The 26,339-nt window shown below is 59.3% G+C and carries 24 protein-coding genes; 16 read left to right on the top strand and 8 right to left on the bottom strand.

Features of this window, described 5'->3' with window-relative positions; genetic code table 11:
• Positions 1–127 precede the first annotated feature (127 nt).
• From moaB to QN399_RS14130, 5 genes are all read left to right on the top strand, one after another.
• Positions 128–682 carry a molybdenum cofactor biosynthesis protein B gene (moaB, locus tag QN399_RS14150; RefSeq protein WP_330201067.1) on the top strand — a complete coding sequence of 185 codons (555 nt, stop codon included), beginning with the start codon at positions 128–130 and terminating at the stop codon, positions 680–682.
• Positions 679–1,914, top strand: a complete 1,236-nt coding sequence (glp, locus tag QN399_RS14145) for a gephyrin-like molybdotransferase Glp (protein ID WP_322178864.1) — start codon at positions 679–681, stop codon at positions 1,912–1,914. The genes moaB and glp overlap by 4 nt, the downstream gene beginning before the upstream one ends.
• 131 nt (positions 1,915–2,045) lie before the next feature.
• Positions 2,046–3,041: a peptidase U32 family protein gene (locus QN399_RS14140; protein ID WP_219060025.1), complete on the top strand. Its 996-nt coding sequence runs from the start codon at positions 2,046–2,048 to the stop codon at positions 3,039–3,041.
• 10 nt (positions 3,042–3,051) lie between these two features.
• The gene (locus QN399_RS14135; protein WP_322178865.1) at positions 3,052–3,942 is read left to right on the top strand and encodes a U32 family peptidase; all 891 of its coding nucleotides are present in this window, start codon (positions 3,052–3,054) and stop codon (positions 3,940–3,942) included.
• Complete coding sequence (locus tag QN399_RS14130; RefSeq protein ID WP_322178866.1) at positions 3,936–4,406, top strand: SCP2 sterol-binding domain-containing protein; 471 nt, start codon at positions 3,936–3,938, stop codon at positions 4,404–4,406. Before QN399_RS14135 ends, QN399_RS14130 begins: the two co-directional genes overlap by 7 nt.
• 137 nt (positions 4,407–4,543) lie before the next feature.
• Here the strand turns inward: QN399_RS14130 and QN399_RS14125 are convergent, their stop codons facing one another.
• From QN399_RS14125 to QN399_RS14110, 4 genes are all read right to left on the bottom strand, one after another.
• On the bottom strand, positions 4,544–4,954 hold the full coding sequence (locus tag QN399_RS14125; RefSeq protein ID WP_322178867.1) for a putative zinc-binding protein: 411 nt from the start codon (positions 4,952–4,954) through the stop codon (positions 4,544–4,546).
• A gap of 80 nt (positions 4,955–5,034) precedes the next feature.
• On the bottom strand, positions 5,035–5,712 hold the full coding sequence (locus QN399_RS14120; RefSeq protein ID WP_322178868.1) for a Crp/Fnr family transcriptional regulator: 678 nt from the start codon (positions 5,710–5,712) through the stop codon (positions 5,035–5,037).
• An 86-nt stretch (positions 5,713–5,798) separates the two neighbouring features.
• Positions 5,799–6,446, bottom strand: a complete 648-nt coding sequence (gene narL / locus QN399_RS14115; protein ID WP_330201066.1) for a two-component system response regulator NarL — start codon at positions 6,444–6,446, stop codon at positions 5,799–5,801.
• Positions 6,443–8,245 (bottom strand): HAMP domain-containing protein, encoded by a 1,803-nt coding sequence (locus QN399_RS14110; RefSeq protein ID WP_322178870.1) that lies wholly within the window; start codon positions 8,243–8,245, stop codon positions 6,443–6,445. Before QN399_RS14110 ends, narL begins: the two co-directional genes overlap by 4 nt.
• 314 nt (positions 8,246–8,559) lie before the next feature.
• Here QN399_RS14110 and QN399_RS14105 point away from each other — a divergent pair, with 314 nt between their 5' ends.
• The 11 genes from QN399_RS14105 (at position 8,560) to QN399_RS14055 (ending at position 23,129) form a co-directional block, all read left to right on the top strand.
• Complete coding sequence (locus QN399_RS14105) at positions 8,560–9,864, top strand: nitrate/nitrite transporter (protein ID WP_322216720.1); 1,305 nt, start codon at positions 8,560–8,562, stop codon at positions 9,862–9,864.
• Entirely contained in the window at positions 9,842–11,239 is a 1,398-nt protein-coding gene (locus tag QN399_RS14100; protein WP_330201065.1) for a NarK family nitrate/nitrite MFS transporter, read from the top strand. Before QN399_RS14105 ends, QN399_RS14100 begins: the two co-directional genes overlap by 23 nt.
• Before the next feature lie 68 nt (positions 11,240–11,307).
• A complete protein-coding gene (locus QN399_RS14095; protein WP_322178873.1) occupies positions 11,308–15,081 on the top strand; it encodes a nitrate reductase subunit alpha in 3,774 nt (1,257 codons plus the stop codon).
• Position 15,082: 1 nt separating this feature from the next.
• Positions 15,083–16,621: a nitrate reductase subunit beta gene (gene narH / locus QN399_RS14090; RefSeq protein WP_046047388.1), complete on the top strand. Its 1,539-nt coding sequence runs from the start codon at positions 15,083–15,085 to the stop codon at positions 16,619–16,621.
• A gap of 2 nt (positions 16,622–16,623) precedes the next feature.
• Complete coding sequence (gene narJ, locus QN399_RS14085) at positions 16,624–17,379, top strand: nitrate reductase molybdenum cofactor assembly chaperone (protein WP_219060015.1); 756 nt, start codon at positions 16,624–16,626, stop codon at positions 17,377–17,379.
• A complete protein-coding gene (gene narI / locus QN399_RS14080; RefSeq protein ID WP_322178875.1) occupies positions 17,372–18,052 on the top strand; it encodes a respiratory nitrate reductase subunit gamma in 681 nt (226 codons plus the stop codon). The genes narJ and narI overlap by 8 nt, the downstream gene beginning before the upstream one ends.
• A 10-nt stretch (positions 18,053–18,062) precedes the next feature.
• A complete protein-coding gene (locus tag QN399_RS14075) occupies positions 18,063–19,049 on the top strand; it encodes a peptidylprolyl isomerase (RefSeq protein WP_322216714.1) in 987 nt (328 codons plus the stop codon).
• 23 nt (positions 19,050–19,072) lie between these two features.
• Complete coding sequence (gene moaA / locus QN399_RS14070) at positions 19,073–20,065, top strand: GTP 3',8-cyclase MoaA (RefSeq protein ID WP_322178877.1); 993 nt, start codon at positions 19,073–19,075, stop codon at positions 20,063–20,065.
• 151 nt (positions 20,066–20,216) lie between these two features.
• Complete coding sequence (locus QN399_RS14065; RefSeq protein ID WP_322178878.1) at positions 20,217–22,235, top strand: ribonucleoside triphosphate reductase; 2,019 nt, start codon at positions 20,217–20,219, stop codon at positions 22,233–22,235.
• Between the two features lie 31 nt (positions 22,236–22,266).
• Positions 22,267–22,434 carry an anaerobic ribonucleoside-triphosphate reductase gene (gene nrdD / locus QN399_RS14060; RefSeq protein WP_219060010.1) on the top strand — a complete coding sequence of 56 codons (168 nt, stop codon included), beginning with the start codon at positions 22,267–22,269 and terminating at the stop codon, positions 22,432–22,434.
• Positions 22,431–23,129: an anaerobic ribonucleoside-triphosphate reductase activating protein gene (locus QN399_RS14055; RefSeq protein ID WP_322216711.1), complete on the top strand. Its 699-nt coding sequence runs from the start codon at positions 22,431–22,433 to the stop codon at positions 23,127–23,129. The genes nrdD and QN399_RS14055 overlap by 4 nt, the downstream gene beginning before the upstream one ends.
• Before the next feature lie 28 nt (positions 23,130–23,157).
• Here QN399_RS14055 and QN399_RS14050 read toward each other — a convergent pair whose 3' ends face one another.
• From QN399_RS14050 to QN399_RS14035, 4 genes are read right to left on the bottom strand one after another with little or no spacing between them, the layout of a single operon-like run.
• Entirely contained in the window at positions 23,158–24,534 is a 1,377-nt protein-coding gene (locus tag QN399_RS14050) for a 4Fe-4S binding protein (RefSeq protein ID WP_330201064.1), read from the bottom strand.
• Positions 24,522–25,376 carry an FTR1 family protein gene (locus QN399_RS14045; protein ID WP_322178881.1) on the bottom strand — a complete coding sequence of 285 codons (855 nt, stop codon included), beginning with the start codon at positions 25,374–25,376 and terminating at the stop codon, positions 24,522–24,524. The genes QN399_RS14050 and QN399_RS14045 overlap by 13 nt, the downstream gene beginning before the upstream one ends.
• A gap of 23 nt (positions 25,377–25,399) precedes the next feature.
• Positions 25,400–25,777 (bottom strand): cupredoxin domain-containing protein, encoded by a 378-nt coding sequence (locus QN399_RS14040; RefSeq protein ID WP_322216705.1) that lies wholly within the window; start codon positions 25,775–25,777, stop codon positions 25,400–25,402.
• On the bottom strand, positions 25,778–26,308 hold the full coding sequence (locus QN399_RS14035; protein WP_322178882.1) for an iron transporter: 531 nt from the start codon (positions 26,306–26,308) through the stop codon (positions 25,778–25,780).
• Positions 26,309–26,339: the final 31 nt, after the last annotated feature.

Raw genomic sequence — 26,339 nt, 5'->3', positions numbered from 1 at the left:
ATCGTCCGGATACTTGGCCGGCCGGCACTGACCCGTTGCCCTGTCGAGGTACCTCCTTGGAGGAATAGGCTCGATCTGGATTCCGGTTCAGGCTGGGCCATACCCTCATCTACGGGAAGGCTTGGATATGGCCCATCTGGCGCAACGCACGTTTCAACCGCTGAACATCGCCGTACTGACCATCAGCGATACGCGAACCTTTGAGACCGACACCTCGGGACAGACGCTGACGGATTTGTTGCAAACGGCCGGGCATGTATTGATCGACCGTGATCTGGTCAAGGACGACATTTATCAGATCCGCGCAAAACTCTCCCACTGGATCGCCGACCCCAAGGTGCAAGTGGTACTGATGATCGGCGGCACCGGATTCACTCCACGTGACAACACGCCGCAAGCGGTCCTGCCCTTGCTGGATAAACATGTGGAAGGCTTCGGTGAACTGTTCCGTCAGGTGTCTCTGGCGGAAATCGGCATGTCCAGTCTGCAGTCGCGGGCATTGGCCGGGATGAGCAATGGGGTGCTGGTGTGCTGCGTACCGGGCTCACCGGGCGCGTGCCGAACTGCCTGGGACAAGATCCTGCTCGGGCAACTGGACAGTCGCACCGGCCCATGTAATTTCGCGCCACATTTGAAGCAGCAGGCGCAGCAGGTGATTGACGCCTGCGAGGCACGCTCATGACCGGCCCGGTGTGCGACAGCGGCAACTTGATGCCTGTGGACGAGGCCATCAGCCGCCTGCTGAGCCAGGTACGGCCGCCGCCACCGGTGCAAAAGATTCCCCTGGATCAAGCCTTGGGGCGAGTGTTGGCAAGTGACATCCATTCCCCGGTAAACCTGCCGGCCTGGGACAACAGTGCCATGGACGGTTATGCCCTCAAGGCGTCTGACCTGCCACCGGCGGGCGGTTATCTGTCGGTGATTGGACGGATTGCCGCAGGGGCCAGCGACAGCTCGCCATTGTTGCCGCAACAGGCGGTGCGGATTTTTACCGGAGCGCCATTGCCACCGGGAGCCGATACCGTGGTGCCGCAAGAACGTTGCCGGGTCGAGGGCGCGCAAGTCTGGTGCCCACCGGTAAGCGTTGGCGAGCATGTGCGCAAGGAGGGCGAGGAAGTACGCCAAGGGCATCTGTTGCTTAAGGCGGGCAAGCGTTTGCGCGCACAAGAGCTAGGGTTTCTGGCGGGTGCCGGAATCGCGCAGGTCGAGGTCTACCGACCGTTGCAGGTGTGCCTGCTCAGCAGCGGAGATGAATTGCGAGAGCCAGGCGAACCGTTGGCGCCGGGGCAGATATACAACAGCAATCGTTACAGCCTCGCCGCGTTGTTGCGCGGTTGGGGCGTGGAAGTGCATGACTATGGGGTCATGGCCGATGAGTTAGCGACCAGCCGGCATGCCTTGAGCCTGGCTTCGTCGGAGTGCGACCTGCTGCTGACCTCTGGCGGCGTATCGGTGGGTGAGGAAGACCATCTCAAACAGGCCATCGAAGCGCTGGGCAGCGTCGATTTTTGGCGACTGGCAATCCAGCCGGGTAAACCGCTGGCGTTTGGCGAAGTCGCTGGAAAACCCTGGATAGGCATGCCGGGCAACCCATCGGCGGCGCTGATTACCGCGCTGGTGGTCGTGCGTCCGTTTCTGCTCAGGGCACAGGGGGTCACTGAGGTGATGCCTGTGCCATTGGCCGTGCCGGCCGGGTTCGATTGGCTGCAGCGCAACAAGCGTCGGCAGTATCTGCGGGCAAAGCTGACCCCAGGCGCTGATGGGCAATTGAGCGTGGAGCTGCACCCTCAGCAAAGTTCGGCCATGTTGAGCGCCGCCTGCTGGGCCGACGGCCTTGCCGTGATCGAGTGCGGGCAGCAGGTTCTCAAGCATGACAACGTCATGTTCCTGTCCTTCGCCGACCTGATGCATTGATAGCAATTGATCACCGTCAATGCCCTGTCTACCGGTCTCGCTAGACTGGCAGCGCATTTTCGACTGCTCTGAGTCTGCGGACGGCAGGTATCCGCCGAGGGTCGAGACGAGTTCTTTCATGAGGATTACCCATGCAACTGGTCTGCCCGGCAGGGAACCTGCCTGCGCTTAAAGCGGCGGTGCGCCAAGGCGCCGATGCCGTCTACGTCGGTTTTCGTGATGACACCAATGCCCGGCATTTCGCCGGGTTGAATATGGACGACAAACAGTTCGACGCCGCAGTCGCGTTCATTCGCCAACATCAACGCAAACTCTACGTCGCGGTTAATACTTACCCTCAGCCCAAGGGCTGGGAGCGCTGGCAGCGGGCGGTGGATCGCGCCGCCGACTTCGGCGTGGATGCGCTGATCGCCGCCGACCCTGGCGTGCTCAACTATGCCAGTCAGCGTCACCCGCAACTGGCGCTGCACTTGTCTGTTCAGGGTTCGGCAACCCATGCCGCGGCGCTGACGTTCTATGCGCAGCGCTACGGTATTCGCCGCGCCGTGCTGCCTCGGGTGCTGTCGTTGACGCAAGTGCGCCAGGTTGCCGCCAGCAGTCCGGTGCCCATTGAAGTCTTTGGCTTCGGCAGCTTGTGCATCATGGCCGAAGGGCGTTGCCACCTTTCCTCCTACGTCACGGGCGAATCGCCGAACCTGTGTGGCGTCTGTTCGCCGGCCAAGGCAGTACGCTGGAGCGAAGACGCCCAAGGCCTGAGCGCACGCCTCAGTGAAGTCCTGATCGATCGCTACACCCCTGACGAACCCGCCGGTTATCCGACCTTGTGCAAAGGCCGTTTTCTGGTGGGTGGCAAGCGCTTTCATGCGCTGGAGGAACCTACCAGTCTCGATACCCTGGATCTGCTGCCGGAACTGGCGGCTATCGGCGTCGAAGCGGTAAAAATCGAGGGTCGCCAACGCAGCCCCGCCTATGTGGAACAAGTCACCCGCGTCTGGCGCGCCGCCCTGGATGCCCATCGCGGCTCGCCGGGCAGCTTTCGGGTCAAGGATGAATGGCGTCAGGTGCTGGCCGGTTTGTCCGAAGGCAGCCAGACCACATTGGGTGCTTATCATCGATCATGGCAATGAGGGACTGGACATGAAGCTCAGCTTGGGACCGGTCCTGTTTTATTGGGACAAAGAGCAACTCAGTAACTTTTACGCCGAGATGTCGGCCTTGCCTCTGGATGTGATTTATCTGGGGGAAACCGTGTGTTCGAAACGCCGGGCATTTTCATTGGATCAATGGCTGGGCCTGGGGCGCGAGTTGCACGAGTGCAGCCAGGCGCAGATGGTGCTTTCCAGCCTGACGCTGATCGAAGCAGCCTCCGAGCTCTCCAGCCTGCGCCGCCTGTGCGACAACGGCCAGTTGCTGGTGGAAGCCAACGACATGGGCGCGGTGCAGTTTCTGGCCGAGCGCAAGCTGCCCTTTGTTGGTGGCCCGGCACTCAATCTGTACAACGGCCATGCGCTGACGCAACTGCTGGACTGCGGAATGACCCGCTGGGTGCCACCGGTGGAGTGTTCGGCGGCGCTGATTGGCGATGTGATCGAGCAGGTGCGCGAGTTGGGACGTGAGGTGCCGGAAGTTGAAATCTTTGCCTATGGGCATTTGCCCCTGGCCTATTCCGCACGCTGCTTTACCGCCAGGGCGGAAAACCGACCCAAGGACGACTGTCAGTTTTGCTGCATCAACTACCCCGACGGCCTGGCCTTGAGCAGTCAGGAAGGCCAGCCGTTGTTCACCATCAACGGCATTCAAACAATGTCGGCCGACGTGACCAACCTGCTGGCTGATTATTCCGGACTGGTGGCCTGCGGTGCCGATCTGTTGCGCCTGAGCCCGCGAGCCCAGGGCATGGAGGAAGTGATTGCCGCCTATCAACGGGTTCGCCTGGGCGAGACGCCGCCGCTGTTCGTTGAGGGCTGTAATGGTTATTGGCATGGCCAGGCTGGCATGTTGCGCGTCGAGGAGGCAGGCCTGTGTTGAACCGAAAAAAATGGTTATTGAAAGGTGCTGATCGGTTGTTGCCGCTGGCGCACCGAGTGCCTTTTGCCGTACAGCGGTTGGTGTTGCAGCAAGCGCTCAATCGCTGCCTCGCCGAGCCGCTGCGCGACGGCAGTTTTGAACTGCTACGGGGTCGTTGGATGTGCCTGCGGATTCCAGATCTGAGCTTGTCTTGGTACCTGACCCTGGGGCGTGAGGGATTGCAGATCGCCGAGCGAGCAAAGGCGCAAGTGACCATCAGTGGCAACTGGCGGGAGTTTTTACTCCTGGCCAGTCGTCAGGAGGACCCTGACACCCTGTTTTTTCGCAGGCGTCTGGTGATTGAGGGGGATACCGAATTGGGGTTGGCGTTGAAGAACCTGATCGATAGCCTGGACCCTGATGTATTGCCTGTTTGGTTGTGGCGCAATCTGGAGCGGGCAGGGAAGGGGTTGGCGGCGGGGTGAGAATCTGCATTGCTGTGACCTACGCAGATTCGGTGTGTGGCTTGCCTGCGATGAAGGCGGCCTTACAGCCGGCTATCTTTCGCAGATGTACACTCTCCCACATTGGATTTTCATTGCATCAAGACCCTGCCAGATCCTCAAACCATCGTCTCGGCGGCTACGATTATCCGGTTTTTCTCCTCACAATCCTCCCCGACGATCAACCGTTTGATCTCCTCGAATAACTCATCACTCTGCTCCTCGGTGCAGTCCTCGCCATAGCGTTTGCGCAGGCCGTGATGGCTGAGGATCAGGTGCACATTGGCGTGTAGGCCGTGCTGGTTCAGGCAGGCTTCGACGCATTGCAGCGGGCAGCCGTCCAGCGCGAGGATCCGCCGTCCCGAGCGCGCTTTGTTGACCAGCGGCGCGACATGGCCGCCGACACCGACGATGCAGGACATTTCGGCCAGGCCTGCGCGATCCAGGCGCAAGGCCAAGGTGTTGGCCAGTTGTGCGACATTCGAACAGCCGGAGCAGGAGTAGACCAAAGGCAGGGTTGAATCGGGCATGAACATTCTCCACTGATGGACTCTGCCAGTGTGCAAGGCTGGCAGCATTGTGCCTTGACCATGGTCAAATCCGGGGGCGGCTACTGTTGGTAGGCGGCCAGATCCTCTTCGGCGAGGATGCGGATATTGCGGCGCTCCATGGTGATCAGGCCGCTCTCGACCAGACGATGCAAAATGCGCGAGAAGGTTTCCGGCTGGATCCCCAGTTTCGACGCCACCAGACGCTTGGACACCTGCAAGACGATCTGGCCGTTGACCGGGTCCCGTTCCTGGAACAGGAAATTGATGACCCGTCGGCTGGCGTTGGCGAGGGTCAGGGTGTCAATGTCCTTGAGGCGCTGGTGCAGGTGAATGCTCATGCTCGCCAGGATCGCCAGGCAGATCTTCGGCTGATCTTCCAGGGCGTTGCGGTAATGGCTGCCCTCAATGCTGACCAGCACGCAGTCCTTCAGCGCCGTGGCACTCACCGGGTAGAGTCTGGCCTGGCTGAACAGCAAGGCTTCGGCGAAGGTTTGCCCGGCATGGATGATCTCCACCAGGTTTTCCTGACCTTCACCCGTGACCCGGTGCAGCTTGATCTGACCGCTGACCAGCAAAAAAAAACGTTTGGCCGGATCGCCTTGGTGCATGAGTGTGGCGTGACAGCCCAAATGTTTGAGATTGGCCAGATTGCAGACGTCCTGAAAGACCCTTTCCGGCAATTGGCTGAACAGGTGGTGACGGCGCAAGATTAAAACGATTGAAGGGTGGGTCAGCATGGCGTACCTCCGCTGGCGGTCATGGTAGAGCTCGCGGACCCTTCGGCCTATGCCTCCGCAGGTCTACCTCCAAAGAGGGATGTCCGTCAGCTGGTGCTGCGCAGATGCTCCATGGCCCACACGGCCGCCTCTACCCGCGAGCGCAAGCCGAGCTTGTGCAGCAGGTTTTTGACGTGAACCTTGACCGTACCTTCGGTGATGCCCAGCTTGTGCCCGATGACCTTGTTGCTAAAGCCGCTGGCAATGGTTTTCAGTACCTGGCGTTCGCGCTCGGTCAGTTCCACCACAGTCTGGCGTGGTGGTGAACGCAGTGCTTGGGCCATGACCCGAGTCAGACCGGGGCTGATGACCAGTGCACCGTTCAATGCATCACGAATGTATTGAATCAACAGTTCGGGCTCCATGTCCTTGAGCAGGTAGCCATCGGCATCCAGGCGCAGCGCGTCACGAATATCATCTTCGGCGTCCGACACCGTAAACAGCAGCACCTTTCCCGTGTAGTGCGTGGCCCGTAACCGCCGCAGGGTTTCAATGCCATTCATCTGCGGCATGTTGTTATCGAGCAATATCAGATCGGGTTGCAACGGCTCTATGAGCGCGAGTGCTTCCTCACCGTTTCCGGCTTCACCGACGATCTCGAAATCATCCTCGAGTTCGAGCATTTGGCGGATGCCATGACGCATCATCGGATGATCGTCCACCAGCAGGATTCTGTGTCGCAGGGGCGAATTCATGAAACGCTACCTTCTGTTTGCTGCCCGAGAAACTCCGGTTGGAATTCCAGTTGGACGAGGGTGCCTTGCGGCACTCGGGAACATATTTGCAGTTGACCGTGCAAGCTGCGGGCGCGTTCTTCCATGATGGTCAGGCCGTGGTGTTCACGCTTGTCGGTATTGCCGCTGAAGCCCCGACCATCGTCTTCGACCGAGAGCCTGACGGTTTCGCCATCCTGACGCAGTTGCAGCCAGGCGTTTTGCGCATGGGCGTGGCGCGAGCAGTTGGACAGCGCTTCGCGAGTAATTTGCAGAATGTGGATTTGCTCACTGGCCGACAGTTGAAAGGCCAGGGTATCGACGTGCAGGTGCACCAGGAAATCCCCACGGCGGGAGAACTCCAGGGCGGTGTCCTTGAGTTCTTGCACCAGCCCTTCGTCGTGAATCTGCAAGCGAAAGGTGGTCAACAGTTCGCGTAACTGGCGGTAGGCATTGTTCAGCCCTTCGCGCAGTTCGGCGGTGACTGTTTCCAGGGTTTCGACCGGTTCGCCACGGCGCATCAGGGTTTGCATGCGGCTGACCTGGAGCTTCATGTACGACAGCGCCTGGGCCAGTGAGTCGTGCAGCTCGCGGGCGATGATGGTGCGTTCTTCGAGCAGCAGCAGGCGATGATCCTGTTCGCGCTGACGTTTGAGCGAGAGCGAGGTGCCAATCAGGTTGGCCAACGCCTGGATCAGTTGGGACTCCCAACTCTGTGCCCGATGCCCGTCGTCAAAATACGCTTTGAGCTCACCCAGTTCGTTGCCCTGGTTGCTGATGCTGAAAGTTTTCGGACTCGATTTAGTGTGTTTCTGGCAGGTGGCGCATTCACTGCTGGCACAGACTTCCCGCTGGTTTTCGCCATGCAGGGCGAGCATGTGCGAGGCGGGTGCCTGTACCGCGCCGCGTAAACACAGCGATAGACGCAAGCCAGGCAGGCGTTGCTGGAAGCGACGGATCAGTTCATCCAGCCCTTCGGCATTGGCCAGGCGCGTAGCCAGGCTGCGGCTGCTTTGGTACAGCAGTTCCAGGGCAGCATTGGCTTGTTGCAGGTTCAGGGTCTTCTGTTGGACCTGACTCTCCAGAGTACGGTGCGACTCTTCGATTGTTTCGGCCATGGCGTTGAAACTCATGGCCAACTGGCCCAGCTCATCTTGCGACTGATGGTTGACCCTCACTTTGAAGTCAGCGTCGCGAAAGCGCTTGGTGGCATCCACCAATTCTTGCAAGGGCTTTACGACGCCGTACTGCAACTCGTACAGACCGATCAGCAGGATGAAGATGGTGGTGAACAAGGCCATGCCCTGGATTGCCTGCTGCCAGCCTTGTTTGTGTTCGCTTTGTTGCTGCAACAGGCTGACGAACTGGTTCAGCTGCTCGACGAAAGGCAAGGCGTTGGCCTGGAAAAACGCCGAGTCGCCACGCTCCAGCGCCGGACGTAAATCGGCGTTCCATCGTTGCTGGATTTGTTGGTAACTGGTCTGCAGCGCGGTTGCCGGGCCATCTTCCAGCACAGCCTTGAGTGACTGGCTGTCCAGCCGTTGTTGCAGGCTGTCGGTGATGCTCGAGATTTCTTCGGCGGTTGCGCCAGAGGCCAGTTTCCAGCTCAGGTGGTAGGTCTCCATGCGCACGGAACCGGCGGTGTTGATGGCCGCCGCATCGCCTTGACTGAACCAGGCGATAAGCCCGGCGCTCAGGGAGCTGGCGAGGGCCAGGATGGCGATCAGTATTACCGCTAGCGCCGCACGAGCGGGCAGGGAGCTGCGCAACCAGCGCAGCATCAGCGCCGATCCAGAAATAAGATGAGGAAACCTGGCATGTAGAACTCCAAATGGTGGCTGCGGGTGGTTTTGCAGCCGATCCCGGGCGCACTACCTCTAAAGAGTTGTCGGCCGCTCCCAGTCGGTTAAAACGTCTGAAGGCGAAGTTAATATATTGATAAATATAGGGTTTTATTGTCTTTTTGGACTACCTCCTTGGAGGTAGCGCCCATCAGCATAGGCTTATACCGCCATGGGCTTCGTTGATGTGGGTCAATTTTCTGCAGGGTGCGCCTCACTAGTCTCCAGCCATGGATAACTGACTGGAGAGCGTTGTGACCCAACCGCGTGTGCAACAAGGGCTAGTGCTGGGTATGAGTACGCTGGCCTTCACCGTGTGTTTTATGGTCTGGATGATGTTTGCCGTGCTCGGCGTGCCGATCAAGGAGCTTCTCCAGCTCAACGAAACCCAATTCGGCCTGCTCGCCGCAACCCCGGTGCTGACCGGCTCGCTGGTACGTTTGCCGTTGGGCCTGCTGACCGACCGCTTCGGCGGGCGCAGCGTGTTCTTCCTGCTGATGCTGGCCTGCGTGGCGCCACTGTATCTGATCAGCCACGCCACCGCCTACTGGCAGTTCTTGGCGTTGGGCTTGTTCGTTGGCCTCGCCGGCGGCTCGTTTTCAGTGGGGATTGCCTACGTCGCCAAATGGTTCGACAAGGAGAATCAGGGCTTCGCCATGGGCATCTTCGGTGCAGGGAATGCCGGGGCTGCGGTGACCAAGTTTCTGGCTCCTGCGCTTATCGCTGCCGGCAGCTGGCAGTTGGTGCCGAAAGTCTACAGCGCAATCCTGTTCATCACTGCACTGCTGTTCTGGTTCTTGAGCTCAGAAAACAAAGGCCATCGCAGCGCCACCGGCGCCAGCTTGCGTGAACAACTAAGCGCGTTGAAGGACCCGGCGGTGTGGCGTTACTGCCAGTACTACTCGATCGTTTTCGGCGGCTACGTCGGCCTCGCGCTGTGGATGACCAAATACTACGTGCAGGAATACGGCTTCAACTTGCAAAGCGCGGCTCTGTTGGCAGCCTGCTTTTCCCTGCCCGGCGGCGTACTGCGCGCCGTCGGCGGCTGGATGTCGGATCGCTGGGGGCCTCAGAGCGTCACCTGGTGGGTGTTGTGGGTCAGCTGGATCTGCTTGTTCCTGCTCTCGTATCCCCAGACCCAATTGCAGGTGCAGACCATCAACGGCCCGCTGAACCTTCATATCGGCTTGAGCCCCACGCTATTCACTGTGCTGCTGTTCGTCATGGGCATCGCCTTCGCGTTCGGCAAGGCGTCGGTTTTCAAATACATCGCCAACGACTACCCGGAAAACATGGGGGCGGTGTCCGGCATTGTCGGCCTCGCCGGCGGCTTGGGCGGTTTCGTGTTGCCGATTCTGTTCGGCGCACTGGTGGACCTGACCGGCGTGCGCTCCTCCTGCTTCATGTTGATGTATGGCGTGGTCTGGGTCTCTCTCACCTGGATGTATTTCAGCGAAATCCGCAAACGTCCGTGGCTCGGTAAGCAGCCGCCAGTGACCCCATTCCCGTTTTCCAGCATTGCCCAAGGAGAAGAACATGTCCGTTCTGCAAAAGCCTGATTCAGGCCCGGTCATTCACGACTGGCGCCCGGAAGACCCCGCGTTCTGGGGGCGTACCGGCAAACAAACCGCTACACGTAATCTGTGGATCTCCATTCCCGCGCTGTTGTTGGCCTTTGCAGTGTGGATGGTCTGGAGCACGGTGATTGTGCGTTTGAACGCCATTGGCTTCAGCTTCAGCACCGATCAGCTTTTTTGGCTGGCGGCATTGCCTGGGCTCTCTGGCGCAACCTTGCGGGTCTTCTACTCCTTTATGGTGCCGATCTTCGGCGGCCGCCGCTGGACCGCCCTGAGTACCGCGACGCTGTTGCTGCCATCGATCTGGATGGGCTTTGCCGTGCAGGACCCGAGCACCTCCTACAGTGTGTTTGTCCTGATTGCGTTGCTCTGCGGTTTCGGCGGCGGCAACTTTGCTTCGAGCATGTCCAACATCAGCTTCTTCTATCCCAAGTCCCAGCAGGGTACGGCCTTGGGCCTCAACGCCGGGCTGGGCAACCTGGGCGTCTCGGTGATGCAGTTCTGTGTGCCGCTGGTGATTACCTTTGGTGTGTTCGGCTTCATGGGCGGGGCACCGCAAGTCCTGCCAGACGGCAGCCAGTTGTGGCTGCAGAACGCAGGGTTTATCTGGGTGCCGTTCATTGTCGCGGTGACGCTGATTGCCTGGTTCGGCATGAATGACTTGTCCAGCGCCAGAGCCTCGTTCAGCGAGCAGGCAGTGATCTTCAAGCGCAAGCACAACTGGCTGATGTGCTGGTTGTACCTGGCAACCTTCGGTTCGTTCATCGGCTTCTCCGCAGCTTTTCCGCTGCTGATCAAAACTTCCTTCCCGGATGTCATCGCCTTGAAATTCGCCTTCCTCGGCCCCTTGGTCGGTGCCTTGGTGCGCCCATTGGGCGGCTGGTTGGCGGACAAGCTCGGCGGCGCGAAAGTGACCTTGTGGAACTTCGTCCTGATGATCGTCATGGTCTTCGGCGTATTGCACTTTCTGCCGCAGAACGGTTCGGGTGGCAACTTCTACGGCTTCCTCGGCATGTTCATGCTGCTGTTTATCACCACGGGCGTGGGCAACGGCTCCACCTTCCGGATGATCCCGGTGATCTTCCGCACCCTTCATGAAAAGTTCTCCGCCGGGCAAGCGCCTGCCATCCGCGAACAAGCGATGAAAAATGCCGGCAAGGAGTCGGCTGCAGTGCTCGGCTTCAGTTCTGCGATGGGCGCCTTCGGTGCGTTCTTCATTCCCAAATCCTTCGGCACTTCGATGGCGCAGACCGGCGGCCCGGAGATGGCCTTCTATATGTTCGTCGGCTTTTACCTGAGTTGCATTGTGGTGACTTGGTGGTGGTACGCCCGCAAGGGCGCCGCGACGCCCTGCTGACACGACCCGAATCCAACCATTGCGTGGGCGGGGCACAGACCCCGCGGCAAGCCTGAGAGGAATACACCTTGAGTCATTTACTGGATCAACTGCGGTTTTTCAATCGCAAGCAAAACGAGTTTTCCGACGGTCATGGAGAAACCCGCAAGGAGTCCCGCGACTGGGAAAACGTCTACCGTTCGCGGTGGCAGTACGACAAGATCGTGCGTTCCACCCACGGGGTGAACTGCACGGGATCCTGTTCCTGGAAAATTTACGTCAAAAACGGTCTGATCACGTGGGAAACCCAACAGACGGACTACCCGCGCACCCGCAATGATCTGCCCAACCATGAGCCCCGTGGCTGCCCGCGTGGTGCCAGCTACAGCTGGTACATCTACAGCGCCAACCGGCTCAAGTACCCGAAAATTCGCAAGCCGTTGCTCAAACTCTGGCGCGATGCGCGGCAGACTATGGCACCGGTCGAAGCCTGGGCCAGTATCGTCGAGGACAAGGTCAAGGCCGACTCCTATAAAAGCAAACGCGGCATGGGGGGCTTCATTCGTTCCAACTGGGAGGAAGTCAACGAGATCATCGCGGCTTCCAATGTCTACACCATTAAGCAATATGGCCCTGATCGGATCGTCGGTTTCTCGCCGATCCCGGCCATGTCGATGGTCAGCTATGCCGCAGGTTCGCGTTACCTGTCGCTGATAGGTGGCGCGTGCCTGAGCTTCTATGACTGGTACTGCGACTTGCCACCGGCGTCGCCAATGGTCTGGGGCGAGCAGACCGACGTGCCGGAATCGGCCGACTGGTACAACTCCAACTACATCATTGCCTGGGGTTCCAACGTTCCTCAGACCCGTACCCCGGATGCGCACTTTTTCACCGAAGTCCGTTACAAGGGCACCAAAACGGTCGCTATCACTCCCGATTACTCGGAAGTGGCCAAGCTCACCGATCTGTGGCTCAACCCCAAGCAAGGCACCGATGCGGCGCTGGCCCAGGCGTTCAACCATGTAATTTTCAAAGAATTCCACCTGGACAAGCCAAGCGCCTATTTCACTGACTACGCCAAGCGCTTTACCGATCTGCCGGTGCTGGTGCTGCTCAAGCAAATGGTCGACAAGGCGCCGGGCGCCGGTTACCAGCCGGACCGCTTCTTGCGCGCCAGTGACCTGACCGACAATCTCGGCCAGGAAAACAACCCGGAATGGAAAACCATCGCCCTGGATGTCAGCGGCGAATTGGTGTCCCCTCAGGGTTCCATCGGCTATCGCTGGGGCGAGAAGGGCAAGTGGAACATCCTTCCCCGTGAAGGCGGCGAAGGCCGTGAGATCGATCTGAAACTGAGCCTGATCGGTGATGACGTCGCCGAAGTGGCGTTCCCGTATTTTGCCGGCGAGTCCCACGAACACTTCCAGCACGTGGCAGGCGATGCGGTGCAATACCGGCGTGTGCCGGTGCATAACGTGGTTCTGGCGGACGGCAGCGTGGCGAAAGTCGCCACCGTGTTCGACCTGTCGGCGGCCAATCTGGCGATCGATCGAGGCCTCGGTGGCGCTAACGTGGCCAAGGACTACGACGACGCCAGCGTACCCGGCACTCCGGCTTGGCAGGAGCAGATCACCGGCGTCAGCCGTGAGAAAGCCATCCAGATCGCCCGTGAATTCGCCGACAACGCCGACAAGACCAAGGGTCGCTCGATGATCATCGTCGGCGCGGCGATGAATCACTGGTACCACATGGACATGAACTACCGTGGGCTGATCAATATGCTCATGCTGTGTGGTTGTGTCGGCCAGACCGGTGGCGGTTGGGCGCACTACGTCGGTCAGGAAAAACTCCGTCCGCAATGCGGCTGGCTGCCACTGGCATTCGGCCTGGACTGGAATCGTCCGCCACGGCAAATGAACGGCACCAGTTTCTTCTACGCCCATAGCTCGCAATGGCGTCACGAGAAAATGAGCATGCACGACGTGCTCTCGCCGCTGGCCGATAAAAGTCAGTTCCCCGAACATGCCCTGGATTACAACATCCGCGCCGAACGCGCCGGTTGGCTGCCCAGCGCGCCACAATTGAACACCAACCCGCTGCATATTTGCCGTGACGCTGCTGCGGCTGGCATGGACCCCAAAGACTACGTGGTCAAGTCGTTGCAGGACGGTTCCCTGCGGTTCTCCTGCGAACAGCCGGACAGCCCGGTGAACTTCCCGCGCATCATGTTCATCTGGCGCTCCAACCTGCTGGGCTCCTCGGGCAAAGGCCACGAGTACATGCTCAAGTACCTGCTCGGCACCAAAAACGGTGTGATGAACGAAGATATCGGCAAGGTTGGCGACTGCAAGCCGGAAGAGGCGGAATGGGTGGACGAGGGCGCTATCGGCAAACTCGATCTGGTCACCACGCTGGACTTCCGCATGTCCTCGACCTGCGTCTACTCGGACATCGTGTTGCCGACGGCAACCTGGTACGAAAAAGACGACATGAACACCTCGGACATGCACCCGTTCATTCACCCGTTGTCGGCAGCCATCGACCCGGCCTGGGAATCGCGTTCGGACTGGGAAATCTACAAAGGCATCGCCAAGGCGTTCTCCAGCATGTCCGAAGGGCATCTGGGCGTTGAAAAGGACTTGGTGACCATCCCGCTGATGCACGACAGCGTCGGCGAACTGGCCCAGCCATTCGGCGGTACCGACTGGAAAAGTGCCGGCGTGGCCCCGGAACCAGGCAAAAACGCCCCGAACTTGCACGTGGTGGAGCGTGACTACCCGAACATTTACAAACAGTTCACGTCCCTTGGGCCATTGCTTGAGAAGAACGGCAACGGTGGCAAGGGCATCAATTGGAACACCGACGATGAAGTGAAATTCCTCGGTGAGCTCAATCACCACGAAGGCGCAGCCGGTATCAGCCAGGGTCGGCCGAAAATCGACACGGCGATCGATGCCGCTGAAGTGATCCTGTCCCTGGCGCCGGAAACCAACGGCCAGGTGGCGGTCAAGGCCTGGGCCGCGCTGTCGGAATTCACCGGGATCGACCACAGCCATCTGGCGCTGTCCAAGGCTCACGAGGCGATTCGTTTCCGCGACATTCAGGCGCAGCCGCGCAAGATCATTTCCAGCCCGACCTGGTCGGGACTCGAAGACGATCACGTCAGCTACAACGCCGGTTACACCAACGTTCACGAAGGGATTCCATGGCGCACCATCACCGGTCGCCAGCAGTTCTATCAGGATCACCCGTGGATGCAGGCGTTCGGTGAGCAACTGATGAGTTATCGGCCGCCGGTCAACACCCGCACCATTGAAGGGGTGAAAGGCAAGCGCAGCAATGGCGAAACCGAAATCGTCCTGAACTGGATCACTCCGCACCAGAAATGGGGCATCCACAGCACTTACAGCGACAACCTGCTGATGCTCACCCTCAGCCGTGGTGGGCCGATTGTCTGGCTCTCCGAGATCGACGCGAAACGCGCCGGTATCGAAGACAACGACTGGATCGAGTGCTTCAACATCAACGGTGCGCTGACCGCCCGGGCGGTGGTCAGTCAGCGGGTCAAGGAAGGCATGGTGATGATGTACCACGCCCAGGAACGGATCGTGAACGTACCCGGTTCCGAAACCACCAAGACCCGTGGAGGTCATCACAACTCGGTCACCCGCGTTGTGCTCAAGCCAACCCACATGATCGGTGGCTATGCCCAGCAAGCCTACGGTTTCAACTATTACGGCACGGTCGGTTGCAACCGCGATGAATTCGTCGTGGTGCGCAAGATGGCCAAAGTCGACTGGCTCGATGGTTCGACAGGCGATGACCTGCCGCGTCCCCTGCCGACCGAAATCGAGGAGAACTGAGATGAAGATTCGCTCACAAATCGGCATGGTTCTGAACCTGGACAAATGCATCGGTTGCCACACGTGCTCAATCACCTGCAAAAACGTCTGGACCAGTCGCGAAGGCATGGAATACGCCTGGTTCAACAACGTCGAATCGAAACCCGGGATCGGTTACCCGAAAGAATGGGAAAACCAGGACAAGTGGAAGGGCGGCTGGATCCGCAATGCCAACGGCACGATTAACCCGCGCATTGGCGGTAAATTCCGCGTGTTGGCGAACATTTTTGCCAACCCGGATCTGCCGAGCCTTGATGATTACTACGAACCCTTCGACTTCGATTACCAGCATCTGCACACCGCACCGCTGGGCGAGCACCAGCCAACGGCACGGCCGCGCTCGCTGATTTCTGGCAAGCGTATGGAAAAAATCGAGTGGGGCCCGAACTGGGAGGAAATCCTCGGTACCGAATTCGCCAAACGGCGCAAAGACAAGAACTTCGACAAGATCCAGGCCGACATCTACGGCGAGTATGAAAATACATTCATGATGTATTTGCCGCGTCTGTGCGAGCACTGCCTCAACCCTACGTGCGCAGCGGCCTGCCCGAGCGGGGCGATCTACAAGCGCGAAGAAGACGGGATTGTCCTGATCGACCAGGAAAAATGCCGTGGCTGGCGGATGTGCATCAGCGGCTGCCCGTACAAGAAGATCTACTTCAACTGGAAAAGCGGTAAATCCGAGAAGTGCATCTTCTGCTACCCGCGTATCGAAGCCGGGATGCCGACGGTCTGTGCCGAAACTTGCGTCGGGCGGATTCGCTACCTCGGTGTGCTGCTGTATGACGCCGACCGCATCAGCGAAGTGGCGAGCACGGCGAATGAGCAGGATCTGTACGAAAAACAACTGGAGATCTTCCTCGACCCGAACGACCCGGCAGTGATTCGCCAGGCCCTGGCCGACGGTGTGCCGCAGTCGGTGATCGATTCCGCACAACGTTCGCCGGTCTACAAAATGGCCGTGGACTGGAAGCTGGCGCTGCCGCTGCACCCGGAATACCGCACCTTGCCAATGGTCTGGTACGTACCGCCGCTGTCACCGATCCAGAACGCCGCCACTGCCGGCACCGTGGGCATGAACGGGGTGATCCCGGACGTTGACAGCCTGCGTATTCCACTGAAGTACCTGGCCAACCTGCTGACCGCAGGCGATGAAAAACCGGTCAAGCGTGCGCTTAAACGCTTGCTGGCAATGCGTGCCTACAAACGTTCCGAACAAGTCGATGGCGTTCAGGACTTGCAAGTGCTCGCGGATGTCGGCTTGAGCGTGGCCCAGGTCGAGGAGATGTATCGCTACCTGGCGATTGCCAACTACGAAGACCGTTTCGTGGTGCCCAGTGCCCACCGTGAAGATGCCATGAGCGATGCCTTTGCCGAGCGCTCGGGCTGCGGCTTCAGTTTCGGTAGCGGCTGCAGTGGCAGTTCCGACACCAATATGTTTGGCGCGAAGAAAGCCAACCGCCGCGACATCCTGAAAACCGTTCAGTTGTGGGAGGAATGAGCATGCGCATTCTCAAAGTGATTTCGCTTCTGCTCGATTATCCGACCGAGACATTGATCGCCGGCCGTGAAGAACTGGAACAGGCGATTATCCAGGCCCGGGAAATCAGCCCCAAGCAGCGCGGCGCGTTGTTCGAATTGCTTGAGCTGATCTGCGCCAATGACCTGATGGACGGGCAGGAGCACTACGGTGCGCTGTTTGGTCGGGGTCGCTCGCTGTCGCTGCTGCTGTTCGAGCATGTGCACGGCGAATCCCGTGACCGGGGTCAAGCCATGGTCGACATGATGGCGCAATACGAGGAGGCCGGTTTTGCCATCGGCGTCAAAGAGCTGCCGGACTACATCCCGCTGTATCTGGAGTTCCTCTCCACCCGCGAAGACATCGAGGCTCGCGAGGGCCTGGCCGATGTGTCGCATCTGTTGGCCTTGCTGGCGGCGCGTCTGGAAGAGCGTGAGAGTGCGTATGCCAGTTGCTTCCGGGCGCTGCTGCAGATCGCCGGAGCCGAGCCCCATCAGGCGGTGGCCGATCTGCGCGCACAGGTTGCAGCGGAACCCCGCGACGACTCCCTCGAAGCCCTCGACAAGATATGGGAAGAAGAGGCTGTGGACTTTCTCCAGGCTGAACAGCAGGACCGTTGTGGCTCCCTGCCGAGTGCGCCGGGCAAGGCCCGTGAGGAAAGCGCAGTCCCGCTGCACTGGGTCGATTTTCAGCATGAAGGGTTGGCCGCCGTGCCAGCCGGGGAGGTAGGTAATGTCTAAATGGAATCTGTTGTTGTTCGGGGTGTACCCCTATGTCGCCTTGGCGATCTGCCTGTTAGGCAGTTGGGCACGCTTCGATCTCTCGCAGTACACCTGGAAGGCTGGTTCCAGCCAGATGCTCAACAAGCGCGGGATGCGCGTGGCGAGCAACTTCTTCCATATTGGTGTGTTGTTTGTATTGGCTGGGCACTTTGTCGGCCTGCTGACGCCCGCGTCGGTTTATCACCATGTGATCAGCACTGAGAACAAGCAGTTGCTGGCGATGGTCTCCGGCGGGGTTTTTGGCCTGTTGTGCCTGATTGGTCTGCTGATGCTGGTCAATCGACGGCTCACTGATCCACGGGTCCGCGCCACTTCCAGCCCTTCAGATATTTTAATTCTGCTGGTGTTGCTGGCGCAGTTGGTACTCGGTCTGCTGACGATCGTGGCGTCCACTTCGCACATGGACGGCTCGGTGATGGTGATGCTCGCCGAATGGGCGCAGAACACCGTGCTGTTGCGTCCGATGGAAGCGGCAGCGGCCATCGAACCGGTCGGTTTGACCTACAAACTGCACGTGTTTCTCGGCTTGACCCTGTTCGTGCTGTTCCCCTTCACCCGTCTTGTACACATGATCAGTGCACCGATCTGGTACCTGGGACGGCGTTATCAAATCGTTCGGCAGAAAATCTGAGGAGGCAATCATGTCAGGTGGATGTGGATGTGGCGGCGGTAACGGCGGCAGCGGTGGCTGCGGATCTTCAAAGCAAGCGGAGTCCTCGGCGCCCGGCGTCGTCGATATCGCGTCAGGCGGGGCGGTGCAGTTTGAGCCCCTCCCGGTTGAATCAGGCGCAACTGAACCGGCGGCTGCCGACGGCGCCCCGGTGCAGTTGATCGCCAGCAGCGAACAGGAATGGCCGATCATCAGCGTCAACGATGTATCGATCACCCCAGAAATGATGGCTCTGGAGCTGCAATATCACCCGGCCGAAAGCCGCGAGGAGGCGGTCTATCTGGCCGCCAGGGCGCTGGTGATCCGCGAATTGTTGCAGCAGCGGATCGCCGAACTCGACCTGTCGTTGCAGATAGGTGCCGGTGAGAACGAAGAGGAAGCGGCCACCCGTTTGTTGCTCGAACGTGAGGTGCAGGTGCCTCAGTGTGATGAGGAAACCAGCCTTCGTTATTACGAAAACAATCGCGGACGCTTCCACAGCGCGCCGCTGTTAGCGGTGCGGCACATTCTGCTTGAGTGCGCCCCGGACGATGCCGAGGCCCGCGGCCTGGCGCACGATCAGGCAGAAGTACTGCTACAGCGCCTGGAGGATTTCCCCGGCAGCTTCTCCGAGGTGGCGCAGAAGTATTCGGCCTGTCCGTCGAAAGCCCAAGGGGGCTCGCTGGGGCAGATCAGCAAAGGGCAAACCGTGCCCGAGCTGGAACGCCAGCTGTTTACCCTTGCGCCGGGACTGGCCAGTAAACCGTTGGAGAGTCGCTACGGCTGGCACGTGATCAGTGTCGATCAACGGATCGAAGGCATGCCGTTGCCCTATGAGGTGGTTTCGACAGCGATTCGCACGCAGCTGCAGCAAGGTGTCTGGCAGAAAGCCTTGGTGCAGTACCTGCAAACCCTGATCGGTGCCGCGGATATTCGCGGTATTCACCTGCAGGGCGCCGACTCACCGCTGGTGCAGTAACCTTTGGCAAACCGGGAGATGTAATGAGCGCTGTCATGCAGGATGGTTTTGGGCGGCAGATCGATTATTTGCGGATGTCGGTGACAGATCGTTGTGATTTTCGCTGTGTGTATTGCATGGCGAAAAATATGACCTTCTTGCCGCGTCAGCAGGTCCTTACGCTCGAAGAGTTGCAGCGCCTGGCGACGCTGTTTGTCGGTCTGGGAGTGCGCAAAATCCGCCTGACCGGCGGCGAGCCGCTGATTCGCCCCGGTATTGTCGGCCTGTGCCGCAACATCGCCGCTTTGCCCGGTCTGCGCGAATTGGTGATGACCAGCAACGGCTCGCAACTGGGCCGTTTGGCCCGGCCGTTGGCGGAGGCCGGGGTCAAGCGGATGAATATCAGCCTCGATAGCCTGGACGGGGAGAAATTTCGCGCCATCACCCGCAACGGCGATCTCGATCAGGTGCTCAGCGGCATCGAAGCGGCTCGCGGTGCGGGCTTTGAGCGGATCAAGCTCAATTGCGTGGTCATGAAAGGGCGCAACTTCGATGAAGTCTTGGGGTTGGTGCAGTACGCCATCGAGCAACACATCGATATCAGTTTCATTGAAGAGATGCCCTTGGGCGACGTCGGACGTTCGCGGGGCGAGACATTCTGTTCCAGCGACGAGGTACGTGCACTGATCGCGAGTCGTCATCGGTTACTCGACAGCACCGAAAACAGCGGCGGACCTGCACGTTATGTGCGCCTGGAGCGCTACCCCGATACCCGGATCGGTTTCATTTCACCCAACAGCCACAACTTCTGTGGCAGCTGCAACCGGGTGCGGATGACGGTTGAAGGGCGGCTGTTGCTTTGCCTGGGTCAGGACGATGCCCTTGATTTGCGCGGTTTGCTGCGCCGCTATCCGCTGGAGGACCAACCGGTGATCAACGCAGTGCGCCAAGCCTTGCTCGGCAAGCCGTTGCGTCACGATTTCAACCCCGAAGGTGAGGTGCAGATTCTGCGCTTCATGAGCATGAGTGGCGGTTGATCTTTCGTGTTTTCTGGCCGCCGTGGGCGGCCTTTTTTTTGCTGACGATTCTTGACGTCGATCAATTGCAGATGAGTCCTTTGTCCGTAGTCTTAACTGCATGTTGTGTTTTTAACAGTTAAAACATCTATATGTAGTGTTTGGAGGCCAAATGCAGAGCACGCTGATCACAGTAGGGTGTAACCGCTTGCACAAACGCGATGGCAGTCAGGTCGCCTTTGATGCAGACAAAATCCGTCAGGCGATCATCGCCACCGGTCGCGCCAGCGATGATTTCGTCGATGCGGCCATGGCCGAGGAGTTGCTCGACGCTGTGCTGGTCCATCTGGAGGATTTACCGGAGTTGCATGTCGAGCAGATCCAGGATCGGGTCGAGCGGGTCTTGATGGATGCCGGTTTCTTTCAGGCCCTGCGTGCCTACATCGTCTATCGGGAGCAGCATGGACGCCTGCGTCGTGACCGCAAGGCGATCGTCGAGGTGGCTGCTTCGATGAACGAGTACCTGTCTCGCGAAGACTGGCGGGTGCAGGCCAACGCCAATCAGGGGTATTCGCTCGGTGGGCTGGTGCTTAATGTCTCCGGCAAGGTCACTGCCAATTACTGGCTGGATGAGGTGTACAGCGAGGCCATTGGTCAGGCCCACCGCGAGGCCGATCTGCATATCCATGACTTGGACATGCTCGCTGGATATTGCGCCGGTTGGTCGCTGCGCACGTTGCTGCATGAAGGCCTCAATGGTGTGCCGGGCCGTGTCGAAGCAGGGCCGCCCCAGCACCTGAGTAGCGCCTTGGGGCAGATGGTGAACTTCCTCGGCACCCTGCAAAACGAATGGGCCGGGGCTCAGGCGTTCAGCTCATTCGACACCTATATGGCGCCTTATGTGCGCAACGACGAATTGAGCTACAAGGACGTCCGCCAGGCGCTGCAAGAGTTCATCTACAACCTCAATGTGCCCTCGCGCTGGGGGACCCAGACACCGTTCACCAACCTGACGTTCGACTGGGTATGCCCGGAGGATCTACGTGAACAGATTCCCGTTGTCGGCGGAGTGGAAATGCCTTATGCCTACGGCGATTTGCAGGCTGAGATGGACCTGCTCAACCGTGCCTATATCGAGGTGATGCAAGCCGGGGATGCCAAGGGGCGCGTGTTCACCTTCCCGATTCCGACCTACAACATTACCCATGATTTCCCCTGGGACAGTGAGAATGCCGATCGCCTGTTCGAGATGACGGCACGTTACGGGCTGCCGTACTTCCAGAACTTTCTCAACTCGGACTTGCTACCCAATCAGGTGCGCTCGATGTGTTGTCGCTTGCAGCTGGATGTTCGCGAGTTGCTCAAGCGCGGCGGCGGCTTGTTCGGCTCGGCGGAACAGACTGGCTCACTGGGCGTCGTTACCCTCAACTGCGCGCGTCTGGGCTATGTGTTCAAGGGCGATATCAGCGGCCTGCTGCGCCGTCTGGACACCCTGATGGAACTGGCGATGGAAAGCCTGGAGGTCAAGCGCAAGGTGATCCAGCACCACATGGACGCAGGTTTGTACCCTTACACCAAGCGTTATCTGGGCACCTTGCGCAACCATTTTTCCACCATAGGCCTCAACGGCCTGCATGAAATGCTGCGCAACTTCACCGGAGACGAGCAGGGCATGCACACCGAGCAGGGCCGGGAGTTTGCCCTGAAGCTGCTGGACCATGTACGTGCCACTTTGCTGCGTTTTCAGGAGGAAACCGGGCACCTCTACAACCTCGAAGCGACCCCGGCCGAGGGCACCACTTACCGTTTCGCCAAGGAAGACCGCAAACGTTATCCGGATATTCTTCAGGCTGGTAGCGTTGAAGCGCCGTATTACACCAACTCTTCGCAACTGCCAGTGGGCTATACCGACGATCCTTTCGAGGCGCTGGAGCTTCAGGACGAACTGCAATGCAAATACACCGGCGGCACGGTGCTGCATTTATACATGGCCGAACGGATTTCCTCGACCGAGGCCTGCAAACAGCTGGTGCGCAAGGCACTCGGACGTTTCCGCCTGCCTTACCTGACCGTGACCCCAACGTTTTCCATCTGTCCGGTACATGGCTACCTCGATGGTGAACATGAGTTCTGCCCCAAATGCGACGAGGCATTGCTGCTCAAGGAACAGCAAACCGGCACCGTTCATTGATTTCGATTCACTCACCGCAAGGAACTTCACCATGAATGCATCGCAAACCCTGCCTCAGGCTCAACGTCAACGCTGCGAAGTCTGGACCCGAGTGATGGGCTATCACCGTCCGGTATCGGCGTTCAATCCGGGCAAGCAGTCCGAGCATCGCGAACGGGTCCATTTCACTGAAAGTGCGGCGCTGGCCGGGCGCCAATGAGTCGAACGCTTCGGGTCGGGGGCATGGTGCCCCTGACCACTCTCGACTATCCGGGACAGCTAGCCTGCGTGTTGTTTTGCCAGGGTTGCGCCTGGCGCTGTCGTTATTGCCATAACCCGCAATTGATCCCGCCTCGCGGCAGTGAAGAAGTGGATTGGTGTCAGGTGCTGGCGTTTCTGCGACGTCGTCAGGGCTTGCTCGATGCCGTGGTGTTCAGCGGCGGAGAGCCAACGCTGCAGGACGGCTTGCCTGGCGCTATGGAACAAGTGCGAGAGATGGGATTTCGTATCGGTTTGCACAGCGCCGGAATCAAACCGGCCGCCTTTGCCAAGGCCGTTAGAGGGGCCGATTGGGTCGGTTTCGATATCAAGGCGTTGCCTGAGGATTGTCAAACCATTACCCGGGTCGGGGGCAGCGGTGCCGCCAACTGGCTGAGCCTGGAGCATCTGTTGGCCAGCGGTGTCGACTATGAGTGTCGGACTACGGTGCATTGGCACTTGTTCGACCCGACACAGTTGTTGACTCTGGCCCGGCGTTTGAGTGCTCAAGGGGTCAAATGTTTTGCCGTGCAGTTGGTCAGGACTGCGCGGATGCTTGATCCGCACCTGTCGAGCGTTTCGGCACAGGCTGAGCAAGCCGATCTTTGGGCTGTCATGCGTGAGTTGTTTCCGCAGTTTGTGTTGCGTGGGGGATGAACACCTCCACAGTTTCACTTTGAGACGGCTACCAACCCCAAAATCGCAGCCACCAGCCATACCCCACCAACCCATTAGCCAATAACAGGCACCCGCTGCCTGCGACGCGCCGAGGCAATGAAACCTGCTCGTGGCCCAGTAGTTTCCAGCCCAGCGACAAACTCCAACCCATCGCCGCCATCAACAGCGATGCCCTTGTCGGCTGCACCCACTCCACCAGCAGACCTTCATAGCGCAGCAATTTTACGGTAGTTGCCGACAGCCCCAGAAACAGCCCGGCGCCGCCAAGGGGCGTGAGGGTCAGGGCCAGGGGCGAATACAGTGCCGGATTTCCTGCCAGTCGCGCGGTGAAACGCAACAGAATCAGCAAGGCCGTACCCAGCAGCATCGAACTCAAGGCCAGATAAGTAATAATGCTGAAGCCGTCTAGCCAACTGAAGCTGTCGTTGAGCTGCGGATAATGCGTGAGTAGCCACCAGGGGGCGTTGTCCTGCAAGGGCCAGAGCAGGTCCTGTTCCACCAACCATGAGGCGAGCTGTTGTTTGAGGGAGACGAACCACGGGCTGACTGTCCACTGAAAAGCGCCCATGGCCAGACCGATCACGCCGAAGAGCAGTAGTCGTGCATCCCAGGGCGATAGTCTGTGTTTCGTTGATTGAAGAATTTCCTGATTGCTGGAGCGGGCGATCAACCGAACCGCGCCGCGTTGCCCGCTACAGCGTCCGCAGGCATGGCAGTCACTGGCCCCTTGCAGGCGACGGATATCGAGCAAGGGGGCGCAATTGGGCGGCGGCAGGCGTGGTTCGGCATTTTCCATCCAGCGTTGTTCGTCTACCTTGAAATGCACGGGTGCCAGTCGGGCGAGGAGGGCAAAGACCCCACTGACCGGGCACAGGTATCGGCACCAGACCCGCTTGCCACGGGCGAACAGCAAGCCGACGATGACTGCTGCGACCGTCGAACCCCCTAGAATCAACAGCGCCGCTTGAGCGTAGTCATAAACGCTGATCAATTGGCCGTAGAGGGTGGTCAGGCAAAACGCCAACGTTGGCCAGCCGCTCCAGCGTAACCAGCGCGGCACGCCCAAGCCTTTGCCGTAGCGGCTGGCCCACTCGGTCAGAGACCCTTCCGGACACAGAACACCACACCACAGCCGGCCGAACAGCACCATCGACAACAGTACGAATGGCCACCAGATGCCCCAGAACAGGAATTGCGCGAGCAAGGTCAGGTTGTCGAGGAACCGTGCCTGGCTGTCCGGTAGCGGTAACATCGCGGGTATCACTAAAAGCAAGGCATAGAAAAGTACAACGGCCCATTGCACGGCGCGAATCACTGGCGCGTGGCGGCGCATTCCGTGACCCAGGCGCTGGAGCCATTGATTGCAGCGACTCAGGTCAGGCATGGGGTTTTTCCCGTAGGGTGTTGCCGCAACCAGCCGCCGACGGCCAGCCAGTAGCCGACCAACACCAGCAAGGTCACACAACTGGGGGTTGCCCTATAACCTGTAAAGCCAGCGAGGAAGCCACCCAGCCCGCGGCTGTCACTCAGCAACGCGCTGCTGTCCCAGAGGGCTTCACCAACGCCTCTATAAACCACTTCCGGCAGATCCAGGGCGAGCAGTTGGCCGCCAATCCGCTCGGTGCCGCTGACCAACAAGGCTGCGCCGAGCATGAGCAAAAGGATTTCGCTGATCACAAAGAACCTATGCCATGAAATGAATCGGCGGCTGCTGTGCAGCAGGGCGATGGTCAACGTTGCCAGCACCAGTCCCGACACCCCACCGACTGCGAACAGTCCGAGCTGCGGGCCGCGCAACTGAGCTCCAGCGCCGTAGAGGAAAACTACGGTTTCGCTGCTTTCGCGACTGACCGCGAGCATTGCCAGCAACAACAGACCAAGGCCACCTTGCCGAGCCAGGTGGCTATCGGCATGGCGCCGTAGATCATGCTTGAGGGTGCGTCCATGACGATGCATCCAGCCGACCATTTTCACAATCAGCAGGCTGGCAATCAATGCCAGTGCGGCTTGGAACCATTCGTTGGCCGATCCACTCATGGCTTCTCCGGCAAACAGAATCAGCGCTGCCAACAATCCCGACAGCAACAATCCCAGAGTCACCCCGGTCCATAAGTATCTGGCCAGACGATTGCCTTGGCTTTGTTGGCTGACCCAGGCCTGGAGAATGCCGATCACCAGCAGCGCCTCGACGCTTTCACGCCAGACGATGAACATTGATTGATTCATGAAAAACCCCGTGTGCGGCCTGGTTATTTGGCGAGGATGCCGCCCTCTGGCAATTGCGGATTGAACTCGTCGAAGAACGGATAGTGACCGGGTCTGAGGGGGTGAATGACGACGAAGGTTGTCACCCCCGGCGACAGGACCTTTTCGACCCGCAACGGCGTGCTCTCGAATTCTGCTGGACCGTTACCTATGTTTTTCAGAACGATCTTGAAGCGCTGACCGGCAGGCACCTCTAATAAGGCAGGGATAAAGTGCCCGTCGTTCAGGCTCAGCTCGTAGCTGGGTAACTCTGCGTAGGCGGTCAATGGCGTGGTCATCCAGGCCAGAATCAACCAGACAACGCGCGGGTGAACCCAGGCGAACCTCCTTGGGCCGCGCGGTGCGGGCTGTGGGCGGTTCATTCAATAGCCACCTTTTTTGCCAATGCCGGCATAGATGAACGTGTAGTGCAGTTCGCAGCGTTCAAACCAGGGCTCCACACCTGTTTCCTTGTCGGTATGACGCCCGAGGGACGCATGACCGCTGGGTGGCAGCACGGTGAGCGTCAAGTGGTATTTACCAGGGCCGAGCAGCTTTACATTGTCGCCATAGTGCGGACCGTCATTGGCCACCATCGCATGGAAGTCACCGTTGATTTCCGACTCGCTGCCCTGTTTTTTCAGATTGAAAGAGACGCTGAGGTAGGGCATGAAACTGCCTTCCTGAAAGCCTTGGCGATTGTCAGCGGTGGCCCGAATGTCGGCTTCCAGGTGAACATCGGAATCCGCAGTGGCCCGCATCATCCCGGCAGGAGCCATCTCGATTGGCTGCAAATACACCGCTCCGACTTCCAGCCCCGGGCATGACTGAGGTTCCCCGATCGGGTATTCCTTGGCGTGGGCAAGCGGTGCAAGCAAGATCAGGGCGAATGACAGCAAAAAAGGGGCACGCATGAGGTCTTCCTGAGGGCACTGAGGAGTAAGG

It is taken from the genome of Pseudomonas sp. 10C3, assembly GCF_036346185.1.
Classification (GTDB): domain Bacteria; phylum Pseudomonadota; class Gammaproteobacteria; order Pseudomonadales; family Pseudomonadaceae; genus Aquipseudomonas.
This window is presented reverse-complemented; position numbering and strand designations above follow the sequence as displayed.

Coding starts and splice junctions, on each gene's coding strand:
- QN399_RS14055 (WP_322216711.1), top strand. CDS start 22,431: ATGAGTCGAACGCTTCGGGTCGGGGGCATGGTGCCCCTGACCACTCTC.
- narH (WP_046047388.1), top strand. CDS start 15,083: ATGAAGATTCGCTCACAAATCGGCATGGTTCTGAACCTGGACAAATGC.
- glp (WP_322178864.1), top strand. CDS start 679: ATGACCGGCCCGGTGTGCGACAGCGGCAACTTGATGCCTGTGGACGAG.
- QN399_RS14065 (WP_322178878.1), top strand. CDS start 20,217: ATGCAGAGCACGCTGATCACAGTAGGGTGTAACCGCTTGCACAAACGC.
- QN399_RS14040 (WP_322216705.1), bottom strand. CDS start 25,777: ATGAACCGCCCACAGCCCGCACCGCGCGGCCCAAGGAGGTTCGCCTGG.
- narL (WP_330201066.1), bottom strand. CDS start 6,446: ATGAATTCGCCCCTGCGACACAGAATCCTGCTGGTGGACGATCATCCG.
- QN399_RS14075 (WP_322216714.1), top strand. CDS start 18,063: ATGTCAGGTGGATGTGGATGTGGCGGCGGTAACGGCGGCAGCGGTGGC.
- narJ (WP_219060015.1), top strand. CDS start 16,624: ATGCGCATTCTCAAAGTGATTTCGCTTCTGCTCGATTATCCGACCGAG.
- QN399_RS14035 (WP_322178882.1), bottom strand. CDS start 26,308: ATGCGTGCCCCTTTTTTGCTGTCATTCGCCCTGATCTTGCTTGCACCG.
- QN399_RS14050 (WP_330201064.1), bottom strand. CDS start 24,534: ATGCCTGACCTGAGTCGCTGCAATCAATGGCTCCAGCGCCTGGGTCAC.
- moaB (WP_330201067.1), top strand. CDS start 128: ATGGCCCATCTGGCGCAACGCACGTTTCAACCGCTGAACATCGCCGTA.
- QN399_RS14045 (WP_322178881.1), bottom strand. CDS start 25,376: ATGAATCAATCAATGTTCATCGTCTGGCGTGAAAGCGTCGAGGCGCTG.
- moaA (WP_322178877.1), top strand. CDS start 19,073: ATGAGCGCTGTCATGCAGGATGGTTTTGGGCGGCAGATCGATTATTTG.
- nrdD (WP_219060010.1), top strand. CDS start 22,267: ATGAATGCATCGCAAACCCTGCCTCAGGCTCAACGTCAACGCTGCGAA.
- narI (WP_322178875.1), top strand. CDS start 17,372: ATGTCTAAATGGAATCTGTTGTTGTTCGGGGTGTACCCCTATGTCGCC.
- QN399_RS14140 (WP_219060025.1), top strand. CDS start 2,046: ATGCAACTGGTCTGCCCGGCAGGGAACCTGCCTGCGCTTAAAGCGGCG.
- QN399_RS14110 (WP_322178870.1), bottom strand. CDS start 8,245: ATGCTGCGCTGGTTGCGCAGCTCCCTGCCCGCTCGTGCGGCGCTAGCG.
- QN399_RS14100 (WP_330201065.1), top strand. CDS start 9,842: ATGTCCGTTCTGCAAAAGCCTGATTCAGGCCCGGTCATTCACGACTGG.
- QN399_RS14125 (WP_322178867.1), bottom strand. CDS start 4,954: ATGCCCGATTCAACCCTGCCTTTGGTCTACTCCTGCTCCGGCTGTTCG.
- QN399_RS14120 (WP_322178868.1), bottom strand. CDS start 5,712: ATGCTGACCCACCCTTCAATCGTTTTAATCTTGCGCCGTCACCACCTG.
- QN399_RS14135 (WP_322178865.1), top strand. CDS start 3,052: ATGAAGCTCAGCTTGGGACCGGTCCTGTTTTATTGGGACAAAGAGCAA.